At 41.5% G+C, this 24,095-nt stretch carries 26 protein-coding genes and 1 pseudogene; 11 read left to right on the plus strand and 16 right to left on the minus strand.

All coding sequences use genetic code 11. The features are described 5' to 3' along the window. From FTT76_RS13970 to FTT76_RS13985, 4 genes and pseudogenes are all read left to right on the plus strand, one after another. Positions 1–116, plus strand: a pseudogene (locus FTT76_RS13970) (IS982 family transposase); the annotation flags it as partial. An 80-nt stretch (positions 117–196) separates the two neighbouring features. After that, positions 197–1,633 carry a hypothetical protein gene (locus FTT76_RS13975; RefSeq protein ID WP_257235109.1) on the plus strand — a complete coding sequence of 479 codons (1,437 nt, stop codon included), beginning with the start codon at positions 197–199 and terminating at the stop codon, positions 1,631–1,633. Between the two features lie 76 nt (positions 1,634–1,709). Beyond that, entirely contained in the window at positions 1,710–1,943 is a 234-nt protein-coding gene (locus FTT76_RS13980) for a DUF3565 domain-containing protein (RefSeq protein WP_180190579.1), read from the plus strand. 132 nt (positions 1,944–2,075) lie between these two features. Next, positions 2,076–2,507 (plus strand): hypothetical protein, encoded by a 432-nt coding sequence (locus tag FTT76_RS13985; RefSeq protein ID WP_180190580.1) that lies wholly within the window; start codon positions 2,076–2,078, stop codon positions 2,505–2,507. Positions 2,508–2,511: 4 nt separating this feature from the next. Here FTT76_RS13985 and FTT76_RS13990 read toward each other — a convergent pair whose 3' ends face one another. The 3 genes from FTT76_RS13990 to pyrE all read right to left on the minus strand — a co-directional run bounded on the left by FTT76_RS13990 (position 2,512) and on the right by pyrE (position 4,830). Then, a complete protein-coding gene (locus FTT76_RS13990) occupies positions 2,512–3,318 on the minus strand; it encodes a PAAR domain-containing protein (RefSeq protein ID WP_180190581.1) in 807 nt (268 codons plus the stop codon). 294 nt (positions 3,319–3,612) lie between these two features. Next, the gene (locus FTT76_RS13995) at positions 3,613–4,104 is read right to left on the minus strand and encodes a hypothetical protein (protein WP_180190582.1); all 492 of its coding nucleotides are present in this window, start codon (positions 4,102–4,104) and stop codon (positions 3,613–3,615) included. 75 nt (positions 4,105–4,179) lie between these two features. Further along, complete coding sequence (gene pyrE / locus FTT76_RS14000; protein WP_078190583.1) at positions 4,180–4,830, minus strand: orotate phosphoribosyltransferase; 651 nt, start codon at positions 4,828–4,830, stop codon at positions 4,180–4,182. Positions 4,831–4,870: 40 nt separating this feature from the next. On the opposite strand from pyrE, the gene FTT76_RS14005 reads away from it, so the two are divergent. Continuing rightward, complete coding sequence (locus tag FTT76_RS14005; RefSeq protein WP_180049727.1) at positions 4,871–5,689, plus strand: exodeoxyribonuclease III; 819 nt, start codon at positions 4,871–4,873, stop codon at positions 5,687–5,689. 622 nt (positions 5,690–6,311) lie between these two features. Then, on the plus strand, positions 6,312–6,659 hold the full coding sequence (locus FTT76_RS14010; RefSeq protein WP_180190583.1) for a Spx/MgsR family RNA polymerase-binding regulatory protein: 348 nt from the start codon (positions 6,312–6,314) through the stop codon (positions 6,657–6,659). 104 nt (positions 6,660–6,763) lie between these two features. Here the strand turns inward: FTT76_RS14010 and FTT76_RS14015 are convergent, their stop codons facing one another. Further along, positions 6,764–7,201 carry a DUF2147 domain-containing protein gene (locus FTT76_RS14015; protein WP_078193227.1) on the minus strand — a complete coding sequence of 146 codons (438 nt, stop codon included), beginning with the start codon at positions 7,199–7,201 and terminating at the stop codon, positions 6,764–6,766. Positions 7,202–7,356: 155 nt separating this feature from the next. Between FTT76_RS14015 and FTT76_RS14020 the strand changes: the two genes are divergently transcribed. After that, positions 7,357–8,268: an alpha/beta hydrolase gene (locus tag FTT76_RS14020; protein WP_078193228.1), complete on the plus strand. Its 912-nt coding sequence runs from the start codon at positions 7,357–7,359 to the stop codon at positions 8,266–8,268. A 100-nt stretch (positions 8,269–8,368) separates the two neighbouring features. Here FTT76_RS14020 and FTT76_RS14025 read toward each other — a convergent pair whose 3' ends face one another. Beyond that, the gene (locus tag FTT76_RS14025) at positions 8,369–8,938 is read right to left on the minus strand and encodes an FMN-dependent NADH-azoreductase (protein ID WP_078190588.1); all 570 of its coding nucleotides are present in this window, start codon (positions 8,936–8,938) and stop codon (positions 8,369–8,371) included. 281 nt (positions 8,939–9,219) lie between these two features. Here FTT76_RS14025 and FTT76_RS14030 point away from each other — a divergent pair, with 281 nt between their 5' ends. Next, the gene (locus FTT76_RS14030) at positions 9,220–10,386 is read left to right on the plus strand and encodes a GGDEF domain-containing protein (RefSeq protein WP_257222616.1); all 1,167 of its coding nucleotides are present in this window, start codon (positions 9,220–9,222) and stop codon (positions 10,384–10,386) included. Between the two features lie 34 nt (positions 10,387–10,420). On the opposite strand, the gene FTT76_RS14035 is transcribed toward FTT76_RS14030, so the two are convergent. The 5 genes from FTT76_RS14035 to FTT76_RS14055 all read right to left on the minus strand — a co-directional run bounded on the left by FTT76_RS14035 (position 10,421) and on the right by FTT76_RS14055 (position 14,765). Further along, complete coding sequence (locus tag FTT76_RS14035) at positions 10,421–11,089, minus strand: glutathione S-transferase family protein (RefSeq protein WP_180190584.1); 669 nt, start codon at positions 11,087–11,089, stop codon at positions 10,421–10,423. Between the two features lie 2 nt (positions 11,090–11,091). Continuing rightward, positions 11,092–12,888, minus strand: coding sequence for a protein-disulfide reductase DsbD (gene dsbD / locus FTT76_RS14040; protein ID WP_180190585.1), 1,797 nt, complete (start codon positions 12,886–12,888; stop codon positions 11,092–11,094). A 54-nt stretch (positions 12,889–12,942) separates the two neighbouring features. After that, positions 12,943–13,713, minus strand: a complete 771-nt coding sequence (locus FTT76_RS14045) for a transporter (protein ID WP_180059749.1) — start codon at positions 13,711–13,713, stop codon at positions 12,943–12,945. A 14-nt stretch (positions 13,714–13,727) separates the two neighbouring features. Further along, complete coding sequence (locus FTT76_RS14050; RefSeq protein ID WP_078190592.1) at positions 13,728–14,270, minus strand: ankyrin repeat domain-containing protein; 543 nt, start codon at positions 14,268–14,270, stop codon at positions 13,728–13,730. A gap of 129 nt (positions 14,271–14,399) precedes the next feature. Then, positions 14,400–14,765, minus strand: a complete 366-nt coding sequence (locus FTT76_RS14055) for an HPF/RaiA family ribosome-associated protein (protein WP_078190593.1) — start codon at positions 14,763–14,765, stop codon at positions 14,400–14,402. A 496-nt stretch (positions 14,766–15,261) separates the two neighbouring features. Between FTT76_RS14055 and FTT76_RS14060 the strand changes: the two genes are divergently transcribed. Together FTT76_RS14060 and FTT76_RS14065 are read left to right on the plus strand one after the other, a co-directional pair. Continuing rightward, a complete protein-coding gene (locus tag FTT76_RS14060) occupies positions 15,262–16,023 on the plus strand; it encodes an outer membrane protein OmpK (RefSeq protein WP_168379688.1) in 762 nt (253 codons plus the stop codon). Positions 16,024–16,124: 101 nt separating this feature from the next. Further along, complete coding sequence (locus FTT76_RS14065) at positions 16,125–16,625, plus strand: GNAT family N-acetyltransferase (protein ID WP_180022328.1); 501 nt, start codon at positions 16,125–16,127, stop codon at positions 16,623–16,625. Positions 16,626–16,642: 17 nt separating this feature from the next. Here FTT76_RS14065 and FTT76_RS14070 read toward each other — a convergent pair whose 3' ends face one another. Further along, positions 16,643–17,125, minus strand: a complete 483-nt coding sequence (locus FTT76_RS14070) for a DUF1877 family protein (RefSeq protein WP_168379686.1) — start codon at positions 17,123–17,125, stop codon at positions 16,643–16,645. 279 nt (positions 17,126–17,404) lie between these two features. On the opposite strand from FTT76_RS14070, the gene FTT76_RS14075 reads away from it, so the two are divergent. After that, positions 17,405–18,106 carry a phospholipase D family protein gene (locus tag FTT76_RS14075; protein ID WP_180022327.1) on the plus strand — a complete coding sequence of 234 codons (702 nt, stop codon included), beginning with the start codon at positions 17,405–17,407 and terminating at the stop codon, positions 18,104–18,106. Positions 18,107–18,207: 101 nt separating this feature from the next. Here FTT76_RS14075 and urtE read toward each other — a convergent pair whose 3' ends face one another. From urtE to urtA, 5 genes are all read right to left on the minus strand, one after another. After that, positions 18,208–18,906, minus strand: coding sequence for an urea ABC transporter ATP-binding subunit UrtE (urtE, locus tag FTT76_RS14080; protein ID WP_068532840.1), 699 nt, complete (start codon positions 18,904–18,906; stop codon positions 18,208–18,210). Positions 18,907–18,916: 10 nt separating this feature from the next. Beyond that, a complete protein-coding gene (gene urtD, locus FTT76_RS14085; protein ID WP_068532837.1) occupies positions 18,917–19,738 on the minus strand; it encodes an urea ABC transporter ATP-binding protein UrtD in 822 nt (273 codons plus the stop codon). Further along, positions 19,735–20,808, minus strand: coding sequence for an urea ABC transporter permease subunit UrtC (gene urtC, locus FTT76_RS14090; RefSeq protein ID WP_180190586.1), 1,074 nt, complete (start codon positions 20,806–20,808; stop codon positions 19,735–19,737). Before urtC ends, urtD begins: the two co-directional genes overlap by 4 nt. A 4-nt stretch (positions 20,809–20,812) precedes the next feature. Further along, complete coding sequence (gene urtB, locus FTT76_RS14095) at positions 20,813–22,447, minus strand: urea ABC transporter permease subunit UrtB (RefSeq protein WP_180066484.1); 1,635 nt, start codon at positions 22,445–22,447, stop codon at positions 20,813–20,815. Between the two features lie 95 nt (positions 22,448–22,542). After that, the gene (gene urtA / locus FTT76_RS14100; RefSeq protein WP_180004371.1) at positions 22,543–23,829 is read right to left on the minus strand and encodes an urea ABC transporter substrate-binding protein; all 1,287 of its coding nucleotides are present in this window, start codon (positions 23,827–23,829) and stop codon (positions 22,543–22,545) included. Positions 23,830–24,095: the final 266 nt, after the last annotated feature.

The raw sequence follows: 24,095 nt of genomic DNA on the forward strand, positions 1-24,095 counted from the left end.
CGAGTAGAGCTAGAAGTATCTCAGGCTTTTTAAGTGGTATTTACGCATCACTATGTGCATACCAATTAACTCAGCAGCATAAGCCCACAATTCAAATTATGCAGTCATTGGCTTAAAAAGGATTCGGGTTATATTGTATTTATTTTCAGAACTTTGCTGTATTTTAAGCACGAATAAATGAATAAAATGTATAAAAATGCCAAATCATCATCGAACATTTAAATCTGGGGTCATGGCCGGTGTACTGGGAAGCTGTGCCTTTATCGGCTTAGGCTTCGCTGGAACAATCGGCTTTGAGAAATATCAAAATCATCAAGTGTTAAAGCATATTGAACAGCAAAAGCAACACTTCGTTTCGCAAGTGAATCAACTATATTTGTCACGCACTCAGGAGAGTTCACAGCAAGTGATGCAGTTGCTGCGCCAGTCTTCACAGATTCAAAGCGAAGTCGTTGCAAACTTGGAAGCAAAAGACGGTATTGTGTTTCGTTTTGACCAAGTGCAGCTGTCTGCCGAGCTGCAGAACCATGACAGCATCCCTGCTTCACTGGCGGGTCATCATCTGTACTTTCAGCCGCAAATCTATGCGGGACAGCCCATCACAACATGGCAATGTTTCTCAGACTTAGCCGACAAAGTTCGTCCAAAAGACTGTTTATATCGACAAGAAGCGCCTGATCACTCCGACCTGTTAAGAACAGCCCTGCTGTCTTCTGTGACGGCTCATCGTCAACAACGACAAAATTCGAGGTATACGCCACCAATCCAAAATGATTGCACCAAATTTAAGACTCAACTCCCCGCTCAATTTGATGTATTTGCTACAGGCGCTTACTCAGGCAAGGAAACCAATTATCAAATTGATGATAGCGGCCATCAAGCGACCGAAATGGACATCCAAGTTCAGCATAACCGTCCTGTAGTGTTGATTTTAGGTGCTTATGAGCCGACCATTTGGAAAATTAAATGGGAAAGCAACACTAAAATCGTTGGTGTCATTGCAACGGGCTATCACGCACAGCGTGTGATTAGCCTACCAAAATCCATCCCTGTTTTAGAAAGCTCTTATAAAAATTCGCAGTGCGGCTACAGCTATGTATCGGATGACAATGCCGCAGAAATGAATCAGCTTTCGCAGCGCATTTTGCAACGTGATATTCAAGCGGTTGTGATTGCTCAAAATGGGCGCGCCAATATCGGCAATATCAGTGCAGATACGCAGCTGAGTTCATCACAGGAACGTTCCATCAAAGACGTGATTGATCCAAATGCACCTTTGGCTGGCCCAGCTGGCATACAGGATGCAGTATCGAAAGGTTTGCTTCGCCCTGCCACGCGTGCAGATATAGATGCGTGGAAAGCGTCCTATAATAAAGCGCGCAACATTCATACCCCGCCTGTGGTCGGCGGATCACCTTCCTCGGGTACAGGCATGGACTATGTGCATTTTGACAGCGCCTATGTCGTTTTAAGAGAAATGACCATTCCTGCGGGTTTATACGGCGCACATTCGGTGACCTTCTTTGTGCCGCAAGGTGTACCGCGGCCGAAGGGAAATCCGGGGCACTCCACCATTTATGAAATGAAGTCCGGCAATTGCTATGGATCTAGCCCAGATTGTTCAAGATTATAATTTTGAAAACCATTATGCTGATGATATGGGCTTGATGCCCTTTCATCTCATATGATCTTTTTTAAAGGGATTGGCTATGCAGCAAGCCATTATCGATTTTGCTTTGGATGATGAAAATCACTGGTACGCCATTTTAGCCTGCGGCCACACGCAGCATGTGCGGCATGACCCGCCTTGGCAGAACCGGCCTTGGGTTTTGACGGAGCAAGGGCGAAAAGCCAAATTAGGGGTGATGCTGGAGTGTAAGAAGTGTGATGAGGATATGTTATTCCCAAGTAGAAATGTATACAAATTTTACGGGCAAGTCTAAGGATAACTCTTCGCCAGTTTATGTGACAAGTCATACACTAAATTAACGGGCTCTATATTTAAACAAATGAATATAGATTTTGTTTGAAATTATTAGATAATAGTATCTATAAGAACCAAAGAATTTTATATCATGTTTAAAACTTTACCCTTTTCAATATTATTCTTATTTACTTTAACTGGTTGTACTCAGGCAAAAAATATTGATTCTAAAGTATATGAATGTGTAGTAGAAAGTTCACAACATACTAAGCGTTGTGAATTAAAAGAATATAAAAACAAATATTTAACTGAAGAGTTAAACTACTATTTTCAACAAGTTGGAAAAAGTAAGTTTGAAAATGACGTACGGGAATACGCTAAGAACTATGTTCAAGCATCTGAAGAATACTGTGCTATGAATACAAGCTTCTCATTTGTAGATATTCCCCAAGATAAAAACAAAATTTATGAAGAAACAGCTTTTTGTTTGCAAGGGCAATATGTGCAATTAGGTAAAAACTTACATTCTATGACTGATAGGGCGACTCAGACCATTATTCAGAGAATTACTAAATCACCCTAGAAAATCATTGAAACATTGCAAATCGGTTTTTATAGGTCATTTGAAGACCTGCTATGCCAGCTTGCCCTGCGTCTCCAATTCGGCCATCAATATCTCCAGAGTCACGAACTTTGAAATATTTCATACGTGCATCATTTTTAGCATGATCGTAAGCCTTTCCTGCTTGATCCATTCCTATATCTTCAATCGTCCCTCTAGCATCAGGATTTCTCCAATCTCCCCCAAAAACGGCTTCAAAAATATATTGCAGTACTGAGAGCCCACCTTCATCTGCATCTATGAGTTTCCAATACATCTCCGTGGCTAGCTTTCGATGTTCTAGAGTTACAGGATTAACTTTTTGTTTAAAGCACCTGTAGAACAATAAATTAGCTTCATGTTCTGTCAAAAGAATATCATTCTCTGTAAGTTGAGGGGGCTTCGATGGTAATTTACTAAAGTTATTACTTAACTTTGGTTGTGATATTGGAATATAGCTAGGGCTAGATGATGTTGAATTACTAGAACTTCCTCCACTTGCATTTCCTATCCCATTACTACGAACCGCTAAATTTTGTTGTGGTAGGAAAGTTGCTCCGCAAGAAGTGAAATCTCCTGCCATAATTATGGTTTTAGAACCAACAGTTAAAAATCCTTTGCCTGATGATATTTTGCCTGATGATATAGCGGACACAGTAGTTTTACATTTAGGACAAAAGTGTTTCATTCCTTCTAGATGTACGGCTTTACCTTCTACTAAAAATGTATGGTCGGCCTCAGAAACAATACCACCATGACTAGTCTTACAGCCTATTGTTATTAATGCTTTCATGTATTTTTCTTAAGTTTTCGAATTAGAATTATAAGCTCTTATATAACCATTCGAAAAAGGTTACCAATGATGTAACTTCTCATAAGAAATTTTATTTAGCTATTGATGAAGCTTATCTAAAATTAATATAACACACTCCACACGAATTCCCTACACTTTATTCAATTAAATCAAAATCTTAAATTCAATCAAAAGATCAAAACTCCCTTGCTTGAACTTTTTTAATTGCGTAAAAATTAAATTCCGTATTTCACACGGTAGGCTTTTATTTTTTCATTCAACTTTTATAACTCATCAATGAATAAGAGAAATCATGTGCTCCGCATACAACCAAGAGCGCCTGCCATCTATATATTGCACACATACAGTTTCCCCATTTCGAGGCGCATGACTTCTCTTTCTAAAGTGCACTATCCCTTGTTCAGCTGCCAAAATATCAAATTGATAAAGATGAGGACTTTTTCGCCATAGTATGCGAGGTAAATCATCATCCATTCGATTAGCGACAACACCGCAAATCTCTTGCGTATATTTTTTTAATCCCAACCGATGATATTGATCTAACTTAAAAGCACAGAACAGCACAAAAAAGCAGCAAAGTAATGCGTAAAAACTTGAGCGATCTGCCCCTTCAATCAGTTTATATGGGATGTAATAACTCGCTAAAGCAACAATCACAAAGAGTACTAAAGCCCATAAATGCAAGAGCCCTAAGAATGAATCCAAATGTACAATTAGAACAATAATTATTATTGTTGGTGCGATGCTATATAACCAGTGTTTCATTGTTTTTCTTATGGATAAAAATAAAGCCCTATCATGGATAGAGCCTTATTAAAAATCAATATGATGTATTAACTATTAGATCCCATACTTCACACGGTACGCTTCCATTTTCGCTAAAGCTTCAGTTTCACCTTTAGCCTCTAAGAAAGTCATCAAATCTTTCATGGTAATTAAGGCATGAACTGGGATTTCGAGTTCTTTTTGTACTTCTTGAATCGCAGACAAATCACCTTGTCCTTTTTCTTGACGGTCTAGCGCCACCAATACCCCCGCAATTTGCGCGCCAGCATTTTTCAAAATAGTCACCACTTCACGAATCGCTGTACCCGCAGTGATCACATCATCAATGATCCAGACTTTTTTACCTTCAACAGACGCACCAACCAATACACCGCCTTCACCATGGTCTTTCGCTTCTTTACGGTTAAAGCCCCAAGGTACGCTCACACCATGGTTCTGTGACAGTGCGACAGCCGTTGCTGCTACAAATGGAATACCTTTATAAGCTGGGCCAAAGACCACTTCCACATTATCGCATTCTGTTAATTTAGCTGCATAGCCAGAAGCCAATAATGATAAGGCTTCACCATCGTTCAGTAGACCTGCATTAAAAAAATAAGGACTCACACGACCCGATTTTAAAGTAAACTCACCAAATTTAAGCACACCACGTGATAATGCGAGTTCGATAAAAGCTTGTGGATTAAATGCCGCTTGCGCTGTCATGAGGTGCTCCATTTTTTTAAGTTTGAGGTTAAACCTGAGCATGATACCAAAGAGTAGCTATCCAAGTGATCAAAAAATTTTACGTGTCGTTTCAATTAATGTGAATGGCCTGCGTTCCGCTGAAAAAAAAGGTATTTTTGACTGGATGGCAACTTCAGATGCCGATGTCATCTGCATGCAAGAAAGCCGCATTACCCATGAACAATGGACCGATAAATTTAAACCCGAAGGTTGGTTTACACACCTTTTCCCTGCAGAACGCCCAGGCTATGCCGGTACTGCGATTTATAGCCGTCTACCTTTTGTTTCAGTGACAGATGGTTTAGGTTTTGAATTGGCAGACACTCAAGGCCGCTTTATTTCTGCTGAGTTCGATTTAGGACTTGGACAAACTGCACATATTTGCTCGCTCTACCTGCCTTCTGGTTCATCGGGTGAAGAAGCTCAGGCACGTAAAGATTTATTTTTAAACGAATACAAACAAATTTTGAAGCAATGGCGTGCTGAAAATAAGTCAGTGATTGTTTGCGGTGACTACAACATCGTGCATAAACGTATTGATATTAAAAATTGGTCTGGGAACCAAAAGGCTTCAGGCTGCTTACCACATGAACGTGCATGGCTCGATCATATTTATGATGAGCTTGGCTATGTCGACACCTTCCGTGAGGTACGTAAAGAAGCCGAGCTTTACTCTTGGTGGTCTAACCGCGGACAAGCCCGTGCCAAAAATGTGGGTTGGCGTATCGACTACCATGCATGTTCACCTGACTGGAAAGAACGTACCGTGAATGCTTGGGTATTCAAAGATGAGTGGTTTAGCGACCATGCCCCAGTGATTATTGACTATAAAATTTAAGCTTTCAGCAATTAATTGAGTGAACGATTGTTTACTCAATTAGAGGTTATTTCTCACATTACATGACGAATTTGTGGATTTATCTCACAACTCGAACGTAGCATTATGGTCGCACGGCAAAGGGACATGTCAGGATGACACAAAAGGATTGGACGCCGAAGGAAGTATAAAAACAAACTAAATGATTTAGCTTGTTTTCAAGGATGTGACAATGGACGTTGGACTGAGACCCGCATGATCAGGATGATTAAATGCGGGTTTTCTCTTTTCTAGCCCTCGCATCTCTAGACTCCCCCAAATAAAACAGCTAAAAATTCGATCTGCACAGCAAATTCTTATTCTCGCTTTATTTCTACTTCTGACCGTGCAACCTTAGGCTGAATTTTCTTGTTATCGCAGCGCTTTCTTTTCTGATTCGTTTTGTTCTGTAGGCTATTCTAAAACACCAAAATGTCGTTTTGATGACAATGCCTAATATTTACAGCATGCGACTTGTACAGCAAAACATTTATTTCTTAATCCACATCACGATCGTGCTTTGAGCATTGATGAATTAGCCTGTAGGATAATGCTGAATTGTATTTTTTATCTTATTGTTTTGAATAATTGAGGACACCTGTTCATGCTTAAAATTTATGGCATCAAAAACTGTAATACCATGAAAAAAGCTTTCGACTTGCTCAACGAATTAGGCCTGACCTACGAATTTCATGACTATAAAAAACAAGCGATTGATGCTAAAACCGTAAAAAAATGGCTCGATGCCAAAGGCGCTGATGTGATTCTCAACAAAAAAGGCACCACATGGAAAAAACTCAGTGAAGAAGAGCAACAGACAGCCTTAGCCAGTGAAGAAAATTTGATTCAGTGTTTAACAGCGCATAGCAGCATGATTAAACGTCCTGTACTCGATACAGGTAGCGATTTATTGGTTGGCTTTGATGAAAGCGCTTACCGTGCATTGAAATAAATTTTTTTATCACACTCATGCACGGCTCTAGTTCAATTGTGGCTGAAAATAGGCTATAAAAAAGCCTGACATTGTCAGGCTTTTTTTGTTTGAATCATGTCAAATTAGTTGGCACGAATCCATGTTTGATTACGACCTAAAGCAGCAACGCCAATAAAGCCGCGAAGCTCTAGTTTTTTGCCACCATCAGCCAATTGACCTTTTAACTTGTAAGTTTTACCTGATTGAGGATCCAAAATTGAACCGTCTTCATAGCTTGTACCACCTACATTTTTAAGACCTGTCACAATACGTAAGCCTTTTAATGATTTGTTGTGATATGGGCCTTCACATTTTTTACAAGCGTTTTCTTCACCTGGTGTCAAAACTGACTGAATGCTCGCAGAAAGCGTACCATTTTTTTGTTCAGTGAATTTTACAATCGCTTTTGGCTGCTTGGTTTTATCATCAATGGTTTTCCAAGTTGTACCATTTAGCGGATCTGCAGCATTTGCAAATGCGGCTAAACTCATCAATCCTAATGCTAGTGCAATTTTTTTCATTTTTGTTTATTTCCCTGGTCTGATATAGACGACATTAGTATCCAAAAGTCACAACAATTTATCAATTTTTGTATGTGACCGTTTAGTGTAACCTTGTAATTTGTGTTGGTAAATATGCTCACACGATTCCAAAAATAGAAAAAGATGGAAAGACAATGAAGATATCACCACTGACGAAACAACTGATTACAGAAAGCATTTTAAAAACCACAATTCGTGGACCGAGCCAGTTCAATTTACCGCCCAATACTTTACGTTTTGCTTTGGAACAAATGTGTCGTGCATTTCCTCAAAACCCGGATGTACAAATTCGTCCTATTCGCTTAGCCGGCTTAAAAGCCGAAGAAATCAAACCTCAACAGGCATCGACCCAACTCATTTTTCATATTCATGGGGGCGCATTTTTCTTGGGTTCGATGAACACACATCGGGCGTTTCTGACTCAAGTTGCGGCACGCACGCAAATGCAAGTGTTACATTTGGATTATCCTTTATCCCCTGAAGCACAGTTCCCTGAAGCACTCGATGCCCTTTTTGATGTGTATGCGGTGTTATTAGATCAAGGGGTTCAAGCCAAAGATATTATTTTGTCAGGCGACTCTTGTGGTGCAAACTTGGCGCTTGCCTTAGCCCTTAAAATTCAACAGGACCAACTTCCACAAGTCAGTGGTTTGGTGTTGATGTCACCGTTTTTAGACCTGACGCTGAGCAGTGAGTCTTTGCGTTATAACCGTAAGCATGATGCGCTGTTAAGCATAGAAGCCCTTGAAACAGGCATTGATTATTATGTACCACGCTCGGTCGATCGAGCTGATCCATTGGTCTCGCCTTTTTTTGCAGAGCTCAAAGGACTACCTCCGATTCATATTCAAGTGGGTTCTAAAGAAATTTTATTGGATGATGCGCAGCGTTTTAAAGTCAAAGCAGAAGAAGCCGGCCTAGATGTCGAATTCAAGTTATACACTGGCATGTGGCATAACTTCCAAATGTTTAGCCCATGGTTTGAAGAAGGACAGCGTGCGCTAAGTGATTTAGCCGATTTTGCACACCGACTGGATCAGGACTAATCCGTGAAAACCAATTCCTGAAAACTGATCCCTGAAACTAATCAAAGTCACCATAAAAAAAGGTCAGCAGATGCTGACCTAAGAGGGAAATGTCAATCTGTTAAATGGCTTGAATTTGAGCCTGAGCTGTCGCCATTGCCTGTGCTTTCATGTCAGGTCCCATATTGACACCTTCGGCACGAATCACATCAATATCGCTGACACCTGTAAAATTAAACACGGCTTTTAATAAACCTTCTTGATAATCTACAGGGCTGTTATCGCCATACACACCGCCACGACTGCTGGCAATATAGACTTTTTTGTCACCTGCCAAACCCACTGGACCTTGTTCTGTATATTTAAAGGTACGACCTGCAACACTGATACGGTCGATCCATGCTTTCAAAGTTGATGGCAAACCGAAGTTATACATAGCAGCACCAACCACAACCACATCGGCATCTAAATACTGTTGCAACAACTGCTCGCCTAAAGCCGATTGTTCTGCATTTTGACCCATCAAAATTTCACTGCTGAGATGTGGAATCTGCTGTACAGCTAAATCGAGATGTTGAACCTGTGCCGCATCACCATGTTTTTGCTGTAGCTGTTGTACAATTTCAGCGCTGAGTTGACGTGAAACTGAAGCGTCGCCCATGATGCTTGAATCAATATGCAGAATTTTCATGACTAAAACCTAAAGCTGTTGTTATTAACTTGAGCCTAGTGTAATCACTTTTCATAAATAGAATAATCCCGATCCTTATGACACTATGTTTTATTTTTAGAACAATCATTTTGAACTCGCAAAAAATTTAAAATTACTGAGCGGTTCTTGACCGTTATCAAGTGTAAATTTTCATGCTAATGTAAGCCTATAAAATGATATCTATATAAACTTTAAGAAAAAAACTGATAACTCGAACAGGGCAATGACACAGGATGACGGTGAAATCAAGCATACGTGACATGATCCTCCGCAATAGAATCGCCCAGTATTTACTGGAAGATGAAGTGGTGATGAATTGGAGTATCCTGAAAAAGTGTATGCTCATGCTGATGCTTGGCTCAGCCATTCATCTGCTTTGGATCATTTGGAAATTTTATGTTTATGTCACGCCAGAACTTTGGCAGTGGGTTAACCTTGAGCTCATCCACTCTCAATTGTGGACCAACATCGTCTTTTTTTGCTTAATGGTCCTGCTGATTTGGCCTTGCTATGCTGGAAAAGATAATCCCAAGATTCAGCTAATTTTACCTTATCTTTCGGTCGGCTTATTCGTCATTTCTTTATGTCGTGATGGTTATTTAATTGGCGTCATGAGTCCAGCCACTATGATCTCCTACGTGAGCCTTGTGACCGTTGGATTGGTACTATTTACACGAAAAATCGTCTATAGCATGCTGATTCCAGCCACGATTTTTTTATCCATTTGTATGTATTTAAGCATCCGCGGCATTATCCCCTATGCCCCGATTTTTCAACCTCATGCCTATGGCTATCAAAATAGTTTTTGGCTCTTCTCAATGATCTTTTTCATTGTTCCTATTTTATTAACCTGTTTGGCTTTATTTGAAATCTTACTCAGCCAATGGCGTCACCGAGAGCATCTGATTCAAAAACTTAGTCAAGTCGACCCACTGACCAATTTATTTAATCGACGCAGTATCAATCAATGTTTGGAACAGCTCGATAGTGCTAAAACAGATACATATGCACTGGTCTTATTGGACTTAGACCATTTCAAACGCATCAATGATGAATATGGACACGATAAAGGCGATGAAACCTTGATTCTCGTCAGCCAAGTATTAAACCAACATTTACGCGGTAGTGATGTGGTTGGGCGTTTTGGCGGGGAAGAGTTTATTTTGGTGTTAAAAAATTCTAACTTAGAACAAGCGATATTCATTGCAGAGCGCTGTCGAAAAGCCATTGAGCAGCTTGAAATTTGGGGACATGATGGTCAGTCAATTCATGTGACAGCCAGTTTTGGCATTGCGATTTCTACGCCAGAATTGGTACCGCAACAATTGCTGACCCATGCAGATCAAGCGCTATACGCAGCTAAAGCTGGCGGCCGCAACATGGTGATGGCCTACACCGAACAACAAAGCTTTAGCCATTTGGTTTAAAACTTTTATATAGGTAAGACGCGACATTAAGCTTTTAACGTGGATACTGTTCCATACGACGGACTGGCTGTTCCAGTTGAGCAGCCGCGATCCATGCCTCCACAGAAGGATGCTGCAAAATCTTTTGCATATAACGCTGTGTGTTGTCACTCACAGGTAACTGAAAGGTCTGTAAACGTGTTACCACGGGTGCAAAAAACGCATCGGCAATACTAAATTCACCGAATAAAAAGCCATCCACCGCAGCACGACTCGACCAAATCTGCTCGATTCGCGCTACTTCAGCACGTAATTCAGCATGTTCAGACCATAATCTCTGACCATGGCGACCATAATCCGCCTGCAAATTCATACTGCATAAGCTACGCAATTGCATAAAACTACTGTGCATTTCCGCGCAAATACTCCGTGCCCATGCACGTTGTGTGGGATCTTTGGGCCACAGTGTAAGCTCTTGAAACTGCTCTGCCAAATATTCACAAATCGCCAATGAGTCCCAAATCATCACACCGTCATGTTGCAGTAGGGGCACCTTGCCATTGGCATGTAGGGCTAACATTTGCTGCTTGAACGCTGCGCCATCTGCTTCTTCAGAAAAAGGAATCAAGATCTCTTGAAAGGGTAAATTAAACGCGTGTAACACCAACCACGGTCGCATAGACCACGTCGAATAGTTTTTATTGGCAATATATAATTGCATCATTTTTATTCTCCACGCGATTTAAATTTTTCCAATTGCGCTAACAATTCTTTCTCGCTAAATGCGCCCGTCAAGCGCAGTCCACGTATCTCTTGATGCGCTGTATCTAAAAATAAATAGGTCGGTGGCCCTAAAATATCCCATTGATTGAGCAGTACTTGATGGGTTGCATCATACTGACTCAAATCCAACTTAATTAAGTAATACGGTGCCAAAGCCTGTTGCACTACTGTCGATTTTAAAACTTTATGTTCAATCGGCTGGCAGGCCACACACCAATCGGCATAGACATCAATAATTGCGGATTGACCTTGAGGAATTTCACTTAATAAACGTTGAAACTCTTCCGCTGTATGTGCCACATGCCAAGCACTTTGTTGTTGATTTTCTTCGACTAAAAAACGTTGGCTATGTTGATATTGACTGTACACAATATAAGGTACGGCGGCACAGAACACCAAGATATACAGCCATTTGAGCTGAGTACTGCGCCATAAAATGCGCCAAAGCACATAAGCGCTAAACACCAGACCCAGAGCAAGGGATAACCACTGTAACCAAGCTTCACTGATCAATGGTCGAATAAAATACAAAGCCAATGCCAACATGATGAAAGCAAAGAGCACCTTGATTTGATTCATCCACAAACCCGCTTTAGGCAATACCCGTGAGCCAAGGACACTGGCCAACAATAGCGGGGTCCCCATGCCAAAGCCGAGGGTGAATAACAATAACGCACCTTGCCACTGACTTTGGGTTTGGGAAATAAATAATAATGCGCCTGCCAACGGTGCTGTCATACAAGGACCGACCAGTAATGCTGAAATCATCCCCATGACCCCAGCGCCAACGAGACTACCGCCCTTTTGCATCGACTGAGCTTGGTCTAAGCGATTGACCCAACTGCGTGGCAATTTCAGTTCAAATAAACCAAATAAATTCAGGGCAAAAACCACAAAGAGTACGCTAAAGGCAATTAAGGTCGAGGGTTGTTGCAACCAACGCTGGAAATTCAAACCTGCAGACGACGCCACCAAGCCGAGAATGGCATACACCATCGCCATACTGGTGACAAAAGTCAGTGCAATCATCCATGCTTTTAAACCTCGGCTGTCGCGGACAATCAGTGAGGTTAAAATCGGCAGCATTGGCAATGAACAAGGGGTAAAAGCCAGCAAAAAACCCAGGCCAAAAAACAGCAAAAGTCCATAAAATATAGAGCTTTGTGCTAATTTTTCAGACCACATTTGGTCACTTGCGGTATAGCGTTCAGAAGCCAATGCAGCATTCTCTGCCCTTTGCTGATCTAAACGATTCGCCGTGGGCTGTTCGGCATTATTTTCTGCTGCGAAGTCGAGTAAGCGTTTATTTGGACTGGCAAGATTTTGCTGTGTGACCAAGCCAGAAGCATCCGTTTCAAAGCTGATGCTCTGTGGTGGATAACACACCCGATCCTTGGCACAGCCTTGCCAACTGACTTGATAGGTCTGCAGCTTTTGAGTTGGAATTTTAAAACTCAACTGTTGGTAATACACCTGCGTATGACCATAGTTATCGTCTTTTAAATCCTCAGCAGCAGGCAAATCCAAAGCCAAAACTTGATTGCCCTGCTTCACCTCTATTTTGTGCTGATACAGATAATAATGCGCTGGAATATCCCAACTCAGCTCCGCCTGATCTGCACGATCGGAGACGACCGAGAAAGGAAAAGCATCTTCAGCTGAAAGTAATGCATCCTGAGCAGAAACGCCCATACTGAACGACAGCACAGCCGCTGCCGCAACATAAGTCCATTGTTTCATTCAGCTGAATTCATCCTCAGTCTGTATTTATACGTTTTAAAATTTAGGGTTCTTTTAGAACAGGTAAGATACGCCCAAACCTGACTGATAATTTTTATGACCGCCAGTGAGTTCTAGACCGACGCTCGCATCCAACTGCATACGATCCGAAACGGCATATGTCAGACCTGAAGCCAAAGACACTTCCTGATCGGTACTCTCTGCTTTGCGATAAACCAGCTCAGAGAAACCCGATAAATTACCTGCTATTTGATATTCCATTCCCGGAATGGCACTCACAGCCCAATCACCATCTTGAACCTCATAACGCATGGTCATTGAAGTCCCAATTGTATCGCTATAATCATAAGCCACAGCGGAAGTCAGACTATAAATGTCATCTTCAGCACTAAAGCCTTCATTGCCTGTTGCAATAATGGCTTCAGCAAGAATAGCCATCGACAATTTCTCACCATTCAAATCAATGGCTTTTTTCAGGCCAATGCTGACATCACCCAAACCATCGTCTTCAACTGAGCGACCCGCAACTTTGGTTTTAGACCATGTAGGACCTTGCCAACCCAATTGCAATTCCAAATCTTTTGCCAAACCAGTACGGAATAACATGTCTGCATTTAAAGTGGTGCTTTTTACTTTTTCACCATTTTCATCACGACTTTCACTATAGCTCGCTGCTGGCAAACTTTGTTCCCATGCCAAACGACCTACAGGGGTAATGCCTGTGCCCATACCCGCGCCCGGACGGTCAAATGAAAAATCCGCCGCAAATGCAGACAGGCTCAAACTGGATAATGTTGCAATGCTTAAAACTTTAAATACAGTCATGTTTTTACTCACAATTATGCTAATTCTTTGGTCATTTTTGCGCCATGGCTACGCAAAAGCTCCAAGGTTTGTTTTTCTTCTTCCAATGCTTCCGACCAATTTACCGCGTCAAAATCACAGTCAAAAAATAATTCACTAATCGACGACAAAATGGTTAAACCATCGCTATCAATCATATTTGGATTCACTTTTTCATCCAATAAACGCTGTACCGCAGGGACACATGCTGCACTCGCGGCATCCCATAATGGACCATAAATTTCTTCAGCATCCCATAAATGCACATTGGCTTTGGCTTGAATCAGCGCTTCCAAGATTTGCATATGTACGTCTAAATGTTGTGTTTTCTGTTCTGCTGTTAAGGGTTGGCCTGCTTCATACGCTTCGCAAACCATTTCCCACCATTTAAACAAACCATCAGACCATACAGAAACCGCAGGTCCTTTTTCAAAGTCGATAAAATTTGGATTAAGACCATCTGCCAACAGGCGTTGCACCTGTGCAAGATCTTGTTCTTCTAACGCTTGCACAAAAAGCTGTTGTTGCGCTGTTAACATCTGGAAAGCTCACTTCAATTTATTTTGATCTATTATGCCGAATAAAGCTGCGTTTGTTTGAATTTCATGTAAAACAAAATACAAAACACACAAAAAAAGCCCCGCAGGGCTTTTTTTAAATTTTGAGACTTATTCGTCGTCTACGCTGTCATCCGCTTCAGCAAAAGCAGGTTGCGTACTGCGTGGGTTCTCTTTCTTTTCGAACACATGTTCAAGACTACGTTTAAGTCGATCAATTGCACCGTGAATAGCTGTATCTACATTATGACCACGATGGTTGACCACGACAGGTTTCAAACCTGCTGGACGTGCTTCAATCATACATTTGATGTCGTCGCTGCCGCCCTTGTCCCCATTTTCATCACTTAAATGCACCGAAAAGTGGGTAATGCGTTCACTATGGCGCTGAAATTCTTCATTAAGTTCTGCACGAACGTATGTAATTAGTCGATCACTGTTTATAATGTTTTTATCTGTACGGATTTCAATGTTCATAATATCATCCTCATATCTATCTGTATTAGCTATAAAAATTTGTGCAAAACTTATTATCTTGGCACGTTACATTTGCTGTAAATGTTACAGCAATGACCATCTTCAACTTTGTATGGAACGTCGTCCTCCACATTGAATGATGAACACTTTAGAGTCTGCAGATCCGTGTCCTTATACTTCGAATATCGGTCTTAAGTTAGAATTTTGCAAGTGCTATTTTGATATTTTTTTAATATCCATACAAAAAGTAAGACTTTATTGTAGATTTGCATTGTTTTAATTGATTTGGGTCATATTTTTGTGCATTTCCTCAACGCCCACCTTCTATTTGTACAATTCCACTCCAACTCAAAATCTCGCTTTTACCGTCATTGATCATTCACGGCATATTTCCCCTTCAAATTACAAAACAATTTTGCCGTTGAGTAAAATTTGGCTTTATTTTTGCTTAATAATCTGTATGCTTTCAGTGCTTCTCGGGGGGAGATATTTTTTAATGAAACTTACACAAATCGTTGCATCATGTGCATTAGCATCTGCTGCTGCTTTCACTCAAGCTTCACCTATCGTATGGCAAGATTTCAGCTTAACTGGCCTATATGGTGAAAATTATGTTGTGCCTTTTGATGGTGACAACAATGAACAGAAAACGATCACAGCTGAATATGCCGCTAAACTGAAATATTCAGATGTATTCTTCTTCGTTGACCAAGCTTGGGACAAAGATGATGAAGCATCGACTTACCTTGAGCTTGCACCGCGCCTTAGCTTAGGCGAAGTTTCTGGTAAAGACCTTTCTATGGGGCCGATCAAAGACGTTCTGATTGCAACGACTTGGGAACATAATGCCGGCTACGACAAAAATTCTGAGTTTAATAACTTCTTGTATGGTATTGGCTTTGCTTTAGACATTCCATATACACAGTATGCAAACATCAACTTCTATAAAGCCGATAATGATTCTAAATCAGCCGGTACTAAAGATGATTATCAAATGACGATCACTTATGCTGTGCCATTTAAAATTGGCTCTGAAGATTTTCTAGTAGATGCTTTCCTTGACTGGTCAACAGCTGAAAAAGGGGCGCAAGCTAGTGAATTAAACTGGACAAGCCAATATAAATGGAATATAGGTAAGCATATCTCTCCTAAGACTAAGCTCTACGTAGGTGTTGAACACTCGGTTTGGAACAACAAATATGGCCTGAAAGGTCAGGACCAAAACGATGTCAGCGCTTTGGTGAAATACCACTTCTAAGTTCGACTCAGAACGCGATGAAGAAAAAAGCAAGGTTCATCACCTTGCTTTTTTTATGCCTAAGTTTTTAAATTGACTTTATTTTTATCAGAAATTTGCGCATGTCTTTTCTCATTCGACCTGCAACTCCACAAGACTTAGCGGCCATTCTCGCAATCTATAATCATGAAGTTCTCAACGGCTTTGCGACATGGAATGATCAAGCTTATACTCTTGACTCTTTTCAACAGAAATTGCTGGATTTCCAAAAGCAAAATTTTCCTTTTGTGGTGATTGAAGATCAGGATCAACAGCAAATCGCCGGTTATGCTGACTATGGTTCTTTCCGCCATTTTGCTGGCTATCGACATACTGTTGAGCATTCTGTCTATATTGACCCAAACTATGCTCGACAGGGTCTTGGTCAGCAATTATTAGAGCACCTAATTCAGCATGCCAAAAGCCAAAATATGCATGTCATGATTGCAGGCATTGATCACGGCAATAGCGCCTCGATTGCCCTGCACAAAAAATTAGGCTTTAAGCAAACAGGTTATATGCCTGAAGTGGGACAAAAGTTTGGTGAATGGCGTGATCTGGTCCTGATGCAACTTCAGTTATAACCCGTGTTGAGCTGTGTTTATGGTAATTTATCCAAACGAATACCATCTTGAATTACACTCAGCACCGATAAATTATGACGCACCGCATCACGATAAAGATCTTGTAACTGTAAAAAAAGTAGTTTTAATTCGGCCAATTTAAGCTCTTGCTCAGGTGCGGTTTCTGCAATCGTGACCAAATAACGTTTTTTGATTTCATCCACGCTTAACTGTTGTAATGCCTGATGGATTTCTGCAACGCGAACTACAGTATTGTAATGCACTGCAAGGCTCAGTCCCGGTCGTCGCTCTGACAAAGGATGTTCTGCCTGAATGGCATAACTCAGTGCCGCAACTGAATCACTGTTCACGCTTAATAATGGATTCAACTCTTGCCACGCTTCCCCTAAAAAAAAGGAGTGTTGTACAAAAGGTGAATCCAAGACATCTTGAGGGGTTTCTGCTTCTAAAATCAGTGTTTCCAAATCATTCGGTGGGATCAAATATAATATCGCGTCCATATTCTTATCTTCTTGTTATGTATTTAGTTAAGATTAACTTTTATTGAGCAATAATTATACAATTTTTTGTATATCAGCTGACTTATTCAATTCATGTATAGCCCAATCTATTCCGACTGAAATCATAAGTAACTCACTATTACTATGCTTACCGCCAATTCAATTAGACCACCTGCTATCAAAAAACAAATGCATGTCTAAAGTTTAAAAGCGAATTATTTCAAAGTATGAATTTTATGCGCTAAAATTTAAAATTATCAAAATTAATCAGGGGGATAAATGGCAAAATTCTTAAATACCAGTGGCACTAACTTCTTTCTTGAAGAGTTAATCAAAAATGCCAAAGAGCGTTTGATTTTAATCAGCCCCTATTTACGTTTAAATGACCGTATTAAGGAGCTTCTTGAAGATAAAGACCGTATGAAAATTGATATTCGTATTGTCTACGGTAAGAGTGACTTACATCCAGATGAAATAAAATGGATGCAAAAACTGGATTATGTCCGCGTGAGCTTTTGTAAAAATTTGCATGCAAAGTGCTATTTAAATGAAGGTGAATGCATTATTTCAAGTTTAAATCTTTATGAATTTAGCCAAGTAAATAACAATGAAATGGGGATTTTAGTTCGTAAATACGAAGATGATGAAGTCTTTAAAGATGCCTATGAAGAAGCCCAACGTATTATTCGCATCAGTGATGAAGTACGCATTACTTTAGATGAGGTGAAAGCAGAAAAACCTACTATTGAAAAAAATGAAGAAGAATCACTTTTACAATCTAAATTAACCAGTTCAAAACTCGCCGCAAAGCACAAATTAAAACCCCCTGAATTATTAGAACTATTGGTGAGTAAAGGGTTACTTGAAGAAAAAGCAGAAGGTAAGCATACGCTTACAGATTCAGGTAAATTCATTGGAGGAGAATTCAAGCCCAATCAATATGGTGGCTATTTTCTTTGGCCTGAAAACATTGAACTTTAATCCACATAAAAATTTCCTCCCTTTAAGCATTACAGCCGTGAGTAAAATACCTACCCCCTCTCTTGCCCCAAAATATGGAGCAAAAGAGGGTATTAAACAACCTAAATCGCCACCAGTTCCCGAATACCTTTTTCGGGCATTTCACTACCGACACCTTGTGCAATCACTTGCCCCCGCGCCATCACGGTATATTCATCTGCCAGTTCTTCTGCAAAATCATAAAACTGTTCAACCAAAACAATCGCCATTTCTCCGCCATCAGCTAACTGACGAATCACACGACCAATGTCTTTAATAATCGAGGGCTGAATGCCTTCAGTCGGTTCATCTAAAATCAATACCCGCGGTTCGGAAGCGAGCGCACGGGCAATCGCCAATTGCTGCTGCTGACCTCCAGATAAATCTCCACCTCGTCGATGTTTCATTTCATCCAATACGGGGAAAATCTCATAGAGATGTTCTGGCACTTTTCGGGTTTTAGCGCCTTTAAATTTTGCCATCCCAATCAAAATATTTTCTTCAACGGTCAAGGTCGAGAAAATATCCCGCCCTTGCGGTACATAAGCTAAGCCTTCACGTACACGCTGTTCTGGACTTAGCTTAGAAATATCTTTGCCATCCAGTAGGATCTGCCCTGACTTGATCGGTAAAATGCCCATTAAACATTTTAATAAGGTGGTTTTACCCACACCATTTCGCCCGAGCACCACTGAACACGCCCCCACGGGAGCGGCAAATGTCACATCTCTTAAAATATGACTGCCACCATAAAACTGATTGACGTCTTTGACTTCTAACATGGTCTGCTCCTTAACGTCCAAGATATTTTTCAATGACATCTTCATTGGCTTGGACTTCGGCCAATGTACCCTCGGCCAAAATCGCACCTTGCGCCAACACGGTGACTTTTTCACTGATGGTGTCAATAAAGCTCATGTCATGTTCAACCACGATAAGGGTATGGTTCTTTTTCAATTCTAAACACAGCTCTGCGGTACGCTCTGTTTCAGCATCGGTCATCCCTGCTACGGGTTCATCTAGCAGAATCAACTTTGGACGCTGCATCAGTAGCATGCCTATTTCTAACCACTGCTTTTGACCATGTGACAACAGCCCTGCCGGTTTATGGATTAATTCTTCTAAGCGGATTTGTGCTAAAGATTCGTCCAAGGCATTTTGCGCATCTGGATCGAGTTTGCTGAAGAAACTCTTTTTCACCCGTTTATCTTTCGGTGCTGCCAATAACAGGTTTTCCATCACAGTAAAATTTTCAAATACAGTAGGCTTTTGAAACTTACGACCGATCCCAGCTTCTGCAATTTGCTCTGTACTCATTTTTGCCAAATCATAGGTTTGCCCAAAAAAAGCCGAACCTTCTGTCGGACGAGTTTTCCCTGTAATCACATCCATCAGCGTGGTTTTGCCTGCACCATTGGGACCAATGATGCAGCGCAGCTCACCTTCTTTGATATATAACGACAAATCATTTAATGCACGGAAAGAATCAAACCAGACACTGACTTTTTCTAAATACAAGGCAATGCCGTGACTGAAATCCGCACCCTGCTCCTTTGGTCGTCCATAACCTTCAGCAGCATGACCGCCATGCGGTTGAACCCATTGATCATTCATTCGCTGCGCTCCTTTTTAAACCGCTCTAATAACCCAATCACACCTTTTGGCAGGAATATCGTTACCACAATAAACAGCGCACCTAAAATCAATAGCCATGCCTCTGGATAAGCCACCGTGAAATAGGTCTTCACCCCATTGATTAAACCTGCACCCAGTATCGGGCCAATCAGCGTACCGCGACCACCTGCAGCCACCCACACCGCCATTTCAATCGAATTGACAGGGTTCATCTCACTCGGGTTAATAATGCCAACTTGGGGTACATACAAAGCACCAGCAATCCCTGCGATCACTGCTGACAACACCCATGCATAGAGCTTGTACCATAAGGTGCGGTAACCTAAATATTGCAAACGGTTTTCACTGTCACGAATTGCACCAAGTACACGACCATAGGGTTTATTCATCAGGTGGCGTAAACCGACAAAACAGACCAGCAAAGTCAGTGCAGTGAGGAAACACAAGGTTGCGCGCATTGGTGCAGAGGTAATATCTAGACCTAAGATGGTTTTAAAACCGGTAAAGCCGTTGTTACCGCCAAAGCCGGTTTCATTGCGAAAAAATAGTAGCGCAGCGGCAAAGGTCATGGCTTGGGTAATAATTGAAAAATACACGCCTTTAATTTTGGAGCGGAAGGCAAAGAAGCCAAAAATGAAGGCAATCAGTCCTGGGACTAAAACCACCAAAGCCAATGCCCACACGATATGTTCAGTACCCATCCAGTACCACGGTAGCTCGGTCCAACTCAAAAAGCGCATAAAATCGGGTAAGCCATCGCCTGCCGCTTCGCGCATGAGATACATACCGAAGGCATAGCCGCCCAAGGCAAAGTACAGACCATGCCCTAAGCTTAAAATGCCGGCATAGCCCCAAACCAAATCTAAGGCCAATGCCACCAAGGCGAGACACATAATTTTGCCAATGAGCGTGACCCAATACGCTGATAAATGCAGTGCTGAATCGGCGGGTAATACATGTAACCAAGGTAAAATCAGCAAAATGGCAAAGCACACGGCAATCGCCATACCGCTATAGGGTTTATCCGATAATAACGAAGTGATTTTCATGCGCTTACTCCACAAAACGGCCTTTGATGGCAAACAAACCTTGTGGACGTTTTTGAATAAACAAAATCACAAGAACTAGTAGAATAATTTTCGCTAAGACTGCACCCATGCCGATTTCCAGCACTGTGCCACTAACACCTAGACCTAATGCAGCCAGTACTGCGCCCCATACTTGGCCAACACCACCCACCACAACCACCAAGAACGCATCGATAATATAGTTTTGTCCTAGGTCAGGACCGACATTGCCGACTTGTGCTAAGGCACAGCCTGCCAGACCTGCAAGCCCCGAACCTAAACCAAAAGCCATCATGTCAATGCGGCTAGAACGGATACCTACGGCCTGTGCCATTTGACGGTTTTGCGTCACGGCACGAACAAATAAACCAAAGCGGGTTTTATTCAGCAAGTAAACCAGTAATAGGAGTACCGCAACGGTAAAGCCAATAATGGCAATACGGTTATAAGGCAGCATCAGACTCGGTGTCACAGCAATGCCCCCTGACAGCCATGAAATATTCGACACCTCAACGTTCTGCGCACCAAAAACCATGCGCACCACTTGCATTAAAATTAAGCTCACACCAAAGGTGGCTAATAGTGTTTCCAATTGACGGCCATACAAGGGACGAATAACAGTACGTTCAATCAACATGCCGATCAAAGCACTTACAATAAATGCAGCAGGAATCGCGGCAATCAAGTACCAATCGACATAGCTACTGAGATAACTCTTAAACAGGCTTTGCACCACATAAGTGGTATAGGCCCCGATCATGATCAGTTCACCATGCGCCATGTTAATCACGCCTAGCAGACCATACGTAATGGCTAAGCCCAACGCCGCCAGTAGTAAAATACTGGCCGTGCTGAGACCTGAAAAGACATGTCCAGTCCATTCACTGGCCTGAATACGAGTTTTAATATTGCTCTTGGCTTCTGTCAGTGCGGCTTTTAACTCAGGATGCAGGTTGGCTTGTTGTAATTCCTGTTCCACCATCGCCAACACATCGGGACGGTTAGAATCTTGCAGCACTTTGGCCGCCTGTATTTTTTGTAAAACATCAGGGTTTTGATAATCCAAGCGTGCTTTGAGCTGCGCTAAACGGGCTTTAACTTTGTTATTTTTTTCATTTAAATACAATTGATTAATATTTTTAACATCCAACTCAGCCAAGTTATTTTCTAAAATATCAATTGCATCCAAACGTTGGTTTAAATCATCCGATTGCAGCTTTTCTTTCGCTTGCGCAAACGTTAAGGCTTTACGAAGGGTATTCACCAAGGTGACTTGAGATAAATCGGCAGGCCAATCCGTCACGGTTTGCAAATCAGGATAGCTCAATAATTTTTCGTCAGTTTCTAAAATATAGGTTTGACCGCTTTGACCACTATATAACTGGTCTTTTTCGACCAATGCGGCCAACTGATCTAAGGATTCAATATCGCCCGGCCATTGATTCAGTAAACTGCGGCGCTCGGTAAAACTACCGCGAACAAATTGCTGAATGGCGTCACCTTGCTGCACAGATTGCACCGTAGGCACGACATTCGCTGCAGTTTCTGCATGCACGATTTGCAGACAGAATAATTGGCTCAGGAATAGAAAAAGGATCGGGAAATTGCGTAATTTTTTCATCTTATAAGCATCCCTATTGAGTAATAGAACAACCCCATCTAGGGATCACATCAAAACATGCCCACTACACAATGGCAGTAGGCATTTGGATTGAATTATTTCGGGATGTACGGGCTCCATGGCTCTGCAGCAATGGTTTTTGCGGTTTTGTGCACCACATCAAACTGACCATCGGCACGGATCTGACCAATCATGACTGGTTTATGCAAATGATGGTTCGACGCATCCATTTGCAAGGTATAGCCCGATGGCGCTTTAAATTCTTGGCCGGCCATAGCTTCACGCACTTTATCGACATCTGTGCTTCCTGCTTTTTCTACCGCTTGTTTCCACATATTGATGCCGACATAGGTAGCCTCCATCGGGTCATTGGTCACAAATTTATCGGCATTTGGCAGTTTGTATTCCACGGCATACTGCTTCATTTTATTGGTGAATTCAGTATTCACTGGATTTTTCACTGACATGAAGTAGTTCCATGATGCCAAGTGTCCGACCAGCGGCTTGGTGTCGATACCGCGTAATTCCTCTTCACCTACAGAGAACGCCATCACTGGAATATCCGCAGCTTTGATGCCTTGGTTGCCCAATTCACGATAGAATGGCACATTTGAATCGCCGTTAATGGTCGAGATCACAGCAGTCTTTTTCCCTGCCGCAAACTTCTTCACATTGCCCACAATGGTTTGATAGTTGCTATGACCAAATGGCGTGTATTCTTCCATGATGTCTGCATCGGCAATGCCTTTTGACTTCAAGAATGCACGTAAGATTTTGTTGGTAGTGCGTGGGTAAACATAGTCTGTGCCCAATAGTACAAAGCGTTCTGCCTTACCACCCTCTTCACTCATCAGATATTCAACAGCAGGAATCGCTTGCTGATTCGGTGCTGCACCTGTGTAGAAAATATTTTTAGACTGTTCCTGACCTTCATACTGAACAGGGTAGAACAATAAGCCATTTAATTCTTCAACCACGGGTAAAACCGACTTACGAGATACCGACGTCCAGCAACCAAAAATCACGGCTACTTTGTCTTGGGTAATCAACTGACGAGTTTTTTCCGCAAATAGTGGCCAGTCCGATGCCGGATCCACCACCACAGGTTCTAGTTTTTTGCCCAATACCCCGCCATTGGCATTAATTTCATTAATCGCCATCAAGGCCGTATCTTTTAGAGAAGTTTCTGAGATCGCCATCGTGCCTGACAGCGAATGTAAGATCCCGACTTTAATAGTATCGCCACTTGCTGCAGCGGCTTTTGGTTCTGATGTAGCGCTTTCTGTTTTTTCTTCTGCAGGTTTTGAACAGCCCGTTAAAGCAATCGCCCCAGTCATCGTTGCCGCTAAAATACTTTTAGCAAATACATTGCGTTGAAACATTATTCACACTCCCAACCTAAGCTTGTAATTCACATTTTTAAAATGCATTTGTTGTCTTTCATCACAACAGAGCAATTCAATAACTGTGCCAAGCCTTATTTTTTATTTTGATTGAGTGCTTTTATTTATTTTTAAATGTTATTTTTCACATAGTTACAATCATAAAATTTGCTTTTAATTTTTTATGGGTCGATTCAAAAATCGTAAAATCACCGCAAAGATGCATACAAACTTGTATCCAACATTTGACCTATAATTGAACAATT

The organism is Acinetobacter sp. YH01009, from assembly GCF_013420765.1.
Lineage (GTDB): Bacteria > Pseudomonadota > Gammaproteobacteria > Pseudomonadales > Moraxellaceae > Acinetobacter > Acinetobacter amyesii.

Excerpts from the sequence above, each read along its gene's own strand:
- FTT76_RS13975 (WP_257235109.1), top strand. The coding sequence starts at position 197 with ATGCCAAATCATCATCGAACATTTAAATCTGGGGTCATGGCCGGTGTA.
- FTT76_RS13980 (WP_180190579.1), top strand. The coding sequence starts at position 1,710 with ATGCAGCAAGCCATTATCGATTTTGCTTTGGATGATGAAAATCACTGG.
- FTT76_RS13985 (WP_180190580.1), top strand. The coding sequence starts at position 2,076 with ATGTTTAAAACTTTACCCTTTTCAATATTATTCTTATTTACTTTAACT.
- FTT76_RS13990 (WP_180190581.1), bottom strand. The coding sequence starts at position 3,318 with ATGAAAGCATTAATAACAATAGGCTGTAAGACTAGTCATGGTGGTATT.
- FTT76_RS13995 (WP_180190582.1), bottom strand. The coding sequence starts at position 4,104 with ATGAAACACTGGTTATATAGCATCGCACCAACAATAATAATTATTGTT.
- pyrE (WP_078190583.1), bottom strand. The coding sequence starts at position 4,830 with ATGACAGCGCAAGCGGCATTTAATCCACAAGCTTTTATCGAACTCGCA.
- FTT76_RS14005 (WP_180049727.1), top strand. The coding sequence starts at position 4,871 with ATGATACCAAAGAGTAGCTATCCAAGTGATCAAAAAATTTTACGTGTC.
- FTT76_RS14010 (WP_180190583.1), top strand. The coding sequence starts at position 6,312 with ATGCTTAAAATTTATGGCATCAAAAACTGTAATACCATGAAAAAAGCT.
- FTT76_RS14015 (WP_078193227.1), bottom strand. The coding sequence starts at position 7,201 with ATGAAAAAAATTGCACTAGCATTAGGATTGATGAGTTTAGCCGCATTT.
- FTT76_RS14020 (WP_078193228.1), top strand. The coding sequence starts at position 7,357 with ATGAAGATATCACCACTGACGAAACAACTGATTACAGAAAGCATTTTA.
- FTT76_RS14025 (WP_078190588.1), bottom strand. The coding sequence starts at position 8,938 with ATGAAAATTCTGCATATTGATTCAAGCATCATGGGCGACGCTTCAGTT.
- FTT76_RS14030 (WP_257222616.1), top strand. The coding sequence starts at position 9,220 with ATGATCCTCCGCAATAGAATCGCCCAGTATTTACTGGAAGATGAAGTG.
- FTT76_RS14035 (WP_180190584.1), bottom strand. The coding sequence starts at position 11,089 with ATGATGCAATTATATATTGCCAATAAAAACTATTCGACGTGGTCTATG.
- dsbD (WP_180190585.1), bottom strand. The coding sequence starts at position 12,888 with ATGAAACAATGGACTTATGTTGCGGCAGCGGCTGTGCTGTCGTTCAGT.
- FTT76_RS14045 (WP_180059749.1), bottom strand. The coding sequence starts at position 13,713 with ATGACTGTATTTAAAGTTTTAAGCATTGCAACATTATCCAGTTTGAGC.
- FTT76_RS14050 (WP_078190592.1), bottom strand. The coding sequence starts at position 14,270 with ATGTTAACAGCGCAACAACAGCTTTTTGTGCAAGCGTTAGAAGAACAA.
- FTT76_RS14055 (WP_078190593.1), bottom strand. The coding sequence starts at position 14,765 with ATGAACATTGAAATCCGTACAGATAAAAACATTATAAACAGTGATCGA.
- FTT76_RS14060 (WP_168379688.1), top strand. The coding sequence starts at position 15,262 with ATGAAACTTACACAAATCGTTGCATCATGTGCATTAGCATCTGCTGCT.
- FTT76_RS14065 (WP_180022328.1), top strand. The coding sequence starts at position 16,125 with ATGTCTTTTCTCATTCGACCTGCAACTCCACAAGACTTAGCGGCCATT.
- FTT76_RS14070 (WP_168379686.1), bottom strand. The coding sequence starts at position 17,125 with ATGGACGCGATATTATATTTGATCCCACCGAATGATTTGGAAACACTG.
- FTT76_RS14075 (WP_180022327.1), top strand. The coding sequence starts at position 17,405 with ATGGCAAAATTCTTAAATACCAGTGGCACTAACTTCTTTCTTGAAGAG.
- urtE (WP_068532840.1), bottom strand. The coding sequence starts at position 18,906 with ATGTTAGAAGTCAAAGACGTCAATCAGTTTTATGGTGGCAGTCATATT.
- urtD (WP_068532837.1), bottom strand. The coding sequence starts at position 19,738 with ATGAATGATCAATGGGTTCAACCGCATGGCGGTCATGCTGCTGAAGGT.
- urtC (WP_180190586.1), bottom strand. The coding sequence starts at position 20,808 with ATGAAAATCACTTCGTTATTATCGGATAAACCCTATAGCGGTATGGCG.
- urtB (WP_180066484.1), bottom strand. The coding sequence starts at position 22,447 with ATGAAAAAATTACGCAATTTCCCGATCCTTTTTCTATTCCTGAGCCAA.
- urtA (WP_180004371.1), bottom strand. The coding sequence starts at position 23,829 with ATGTTTCAACGCAATGTATTTGCTAAAAGTATTTTAGCGGCAACGATG.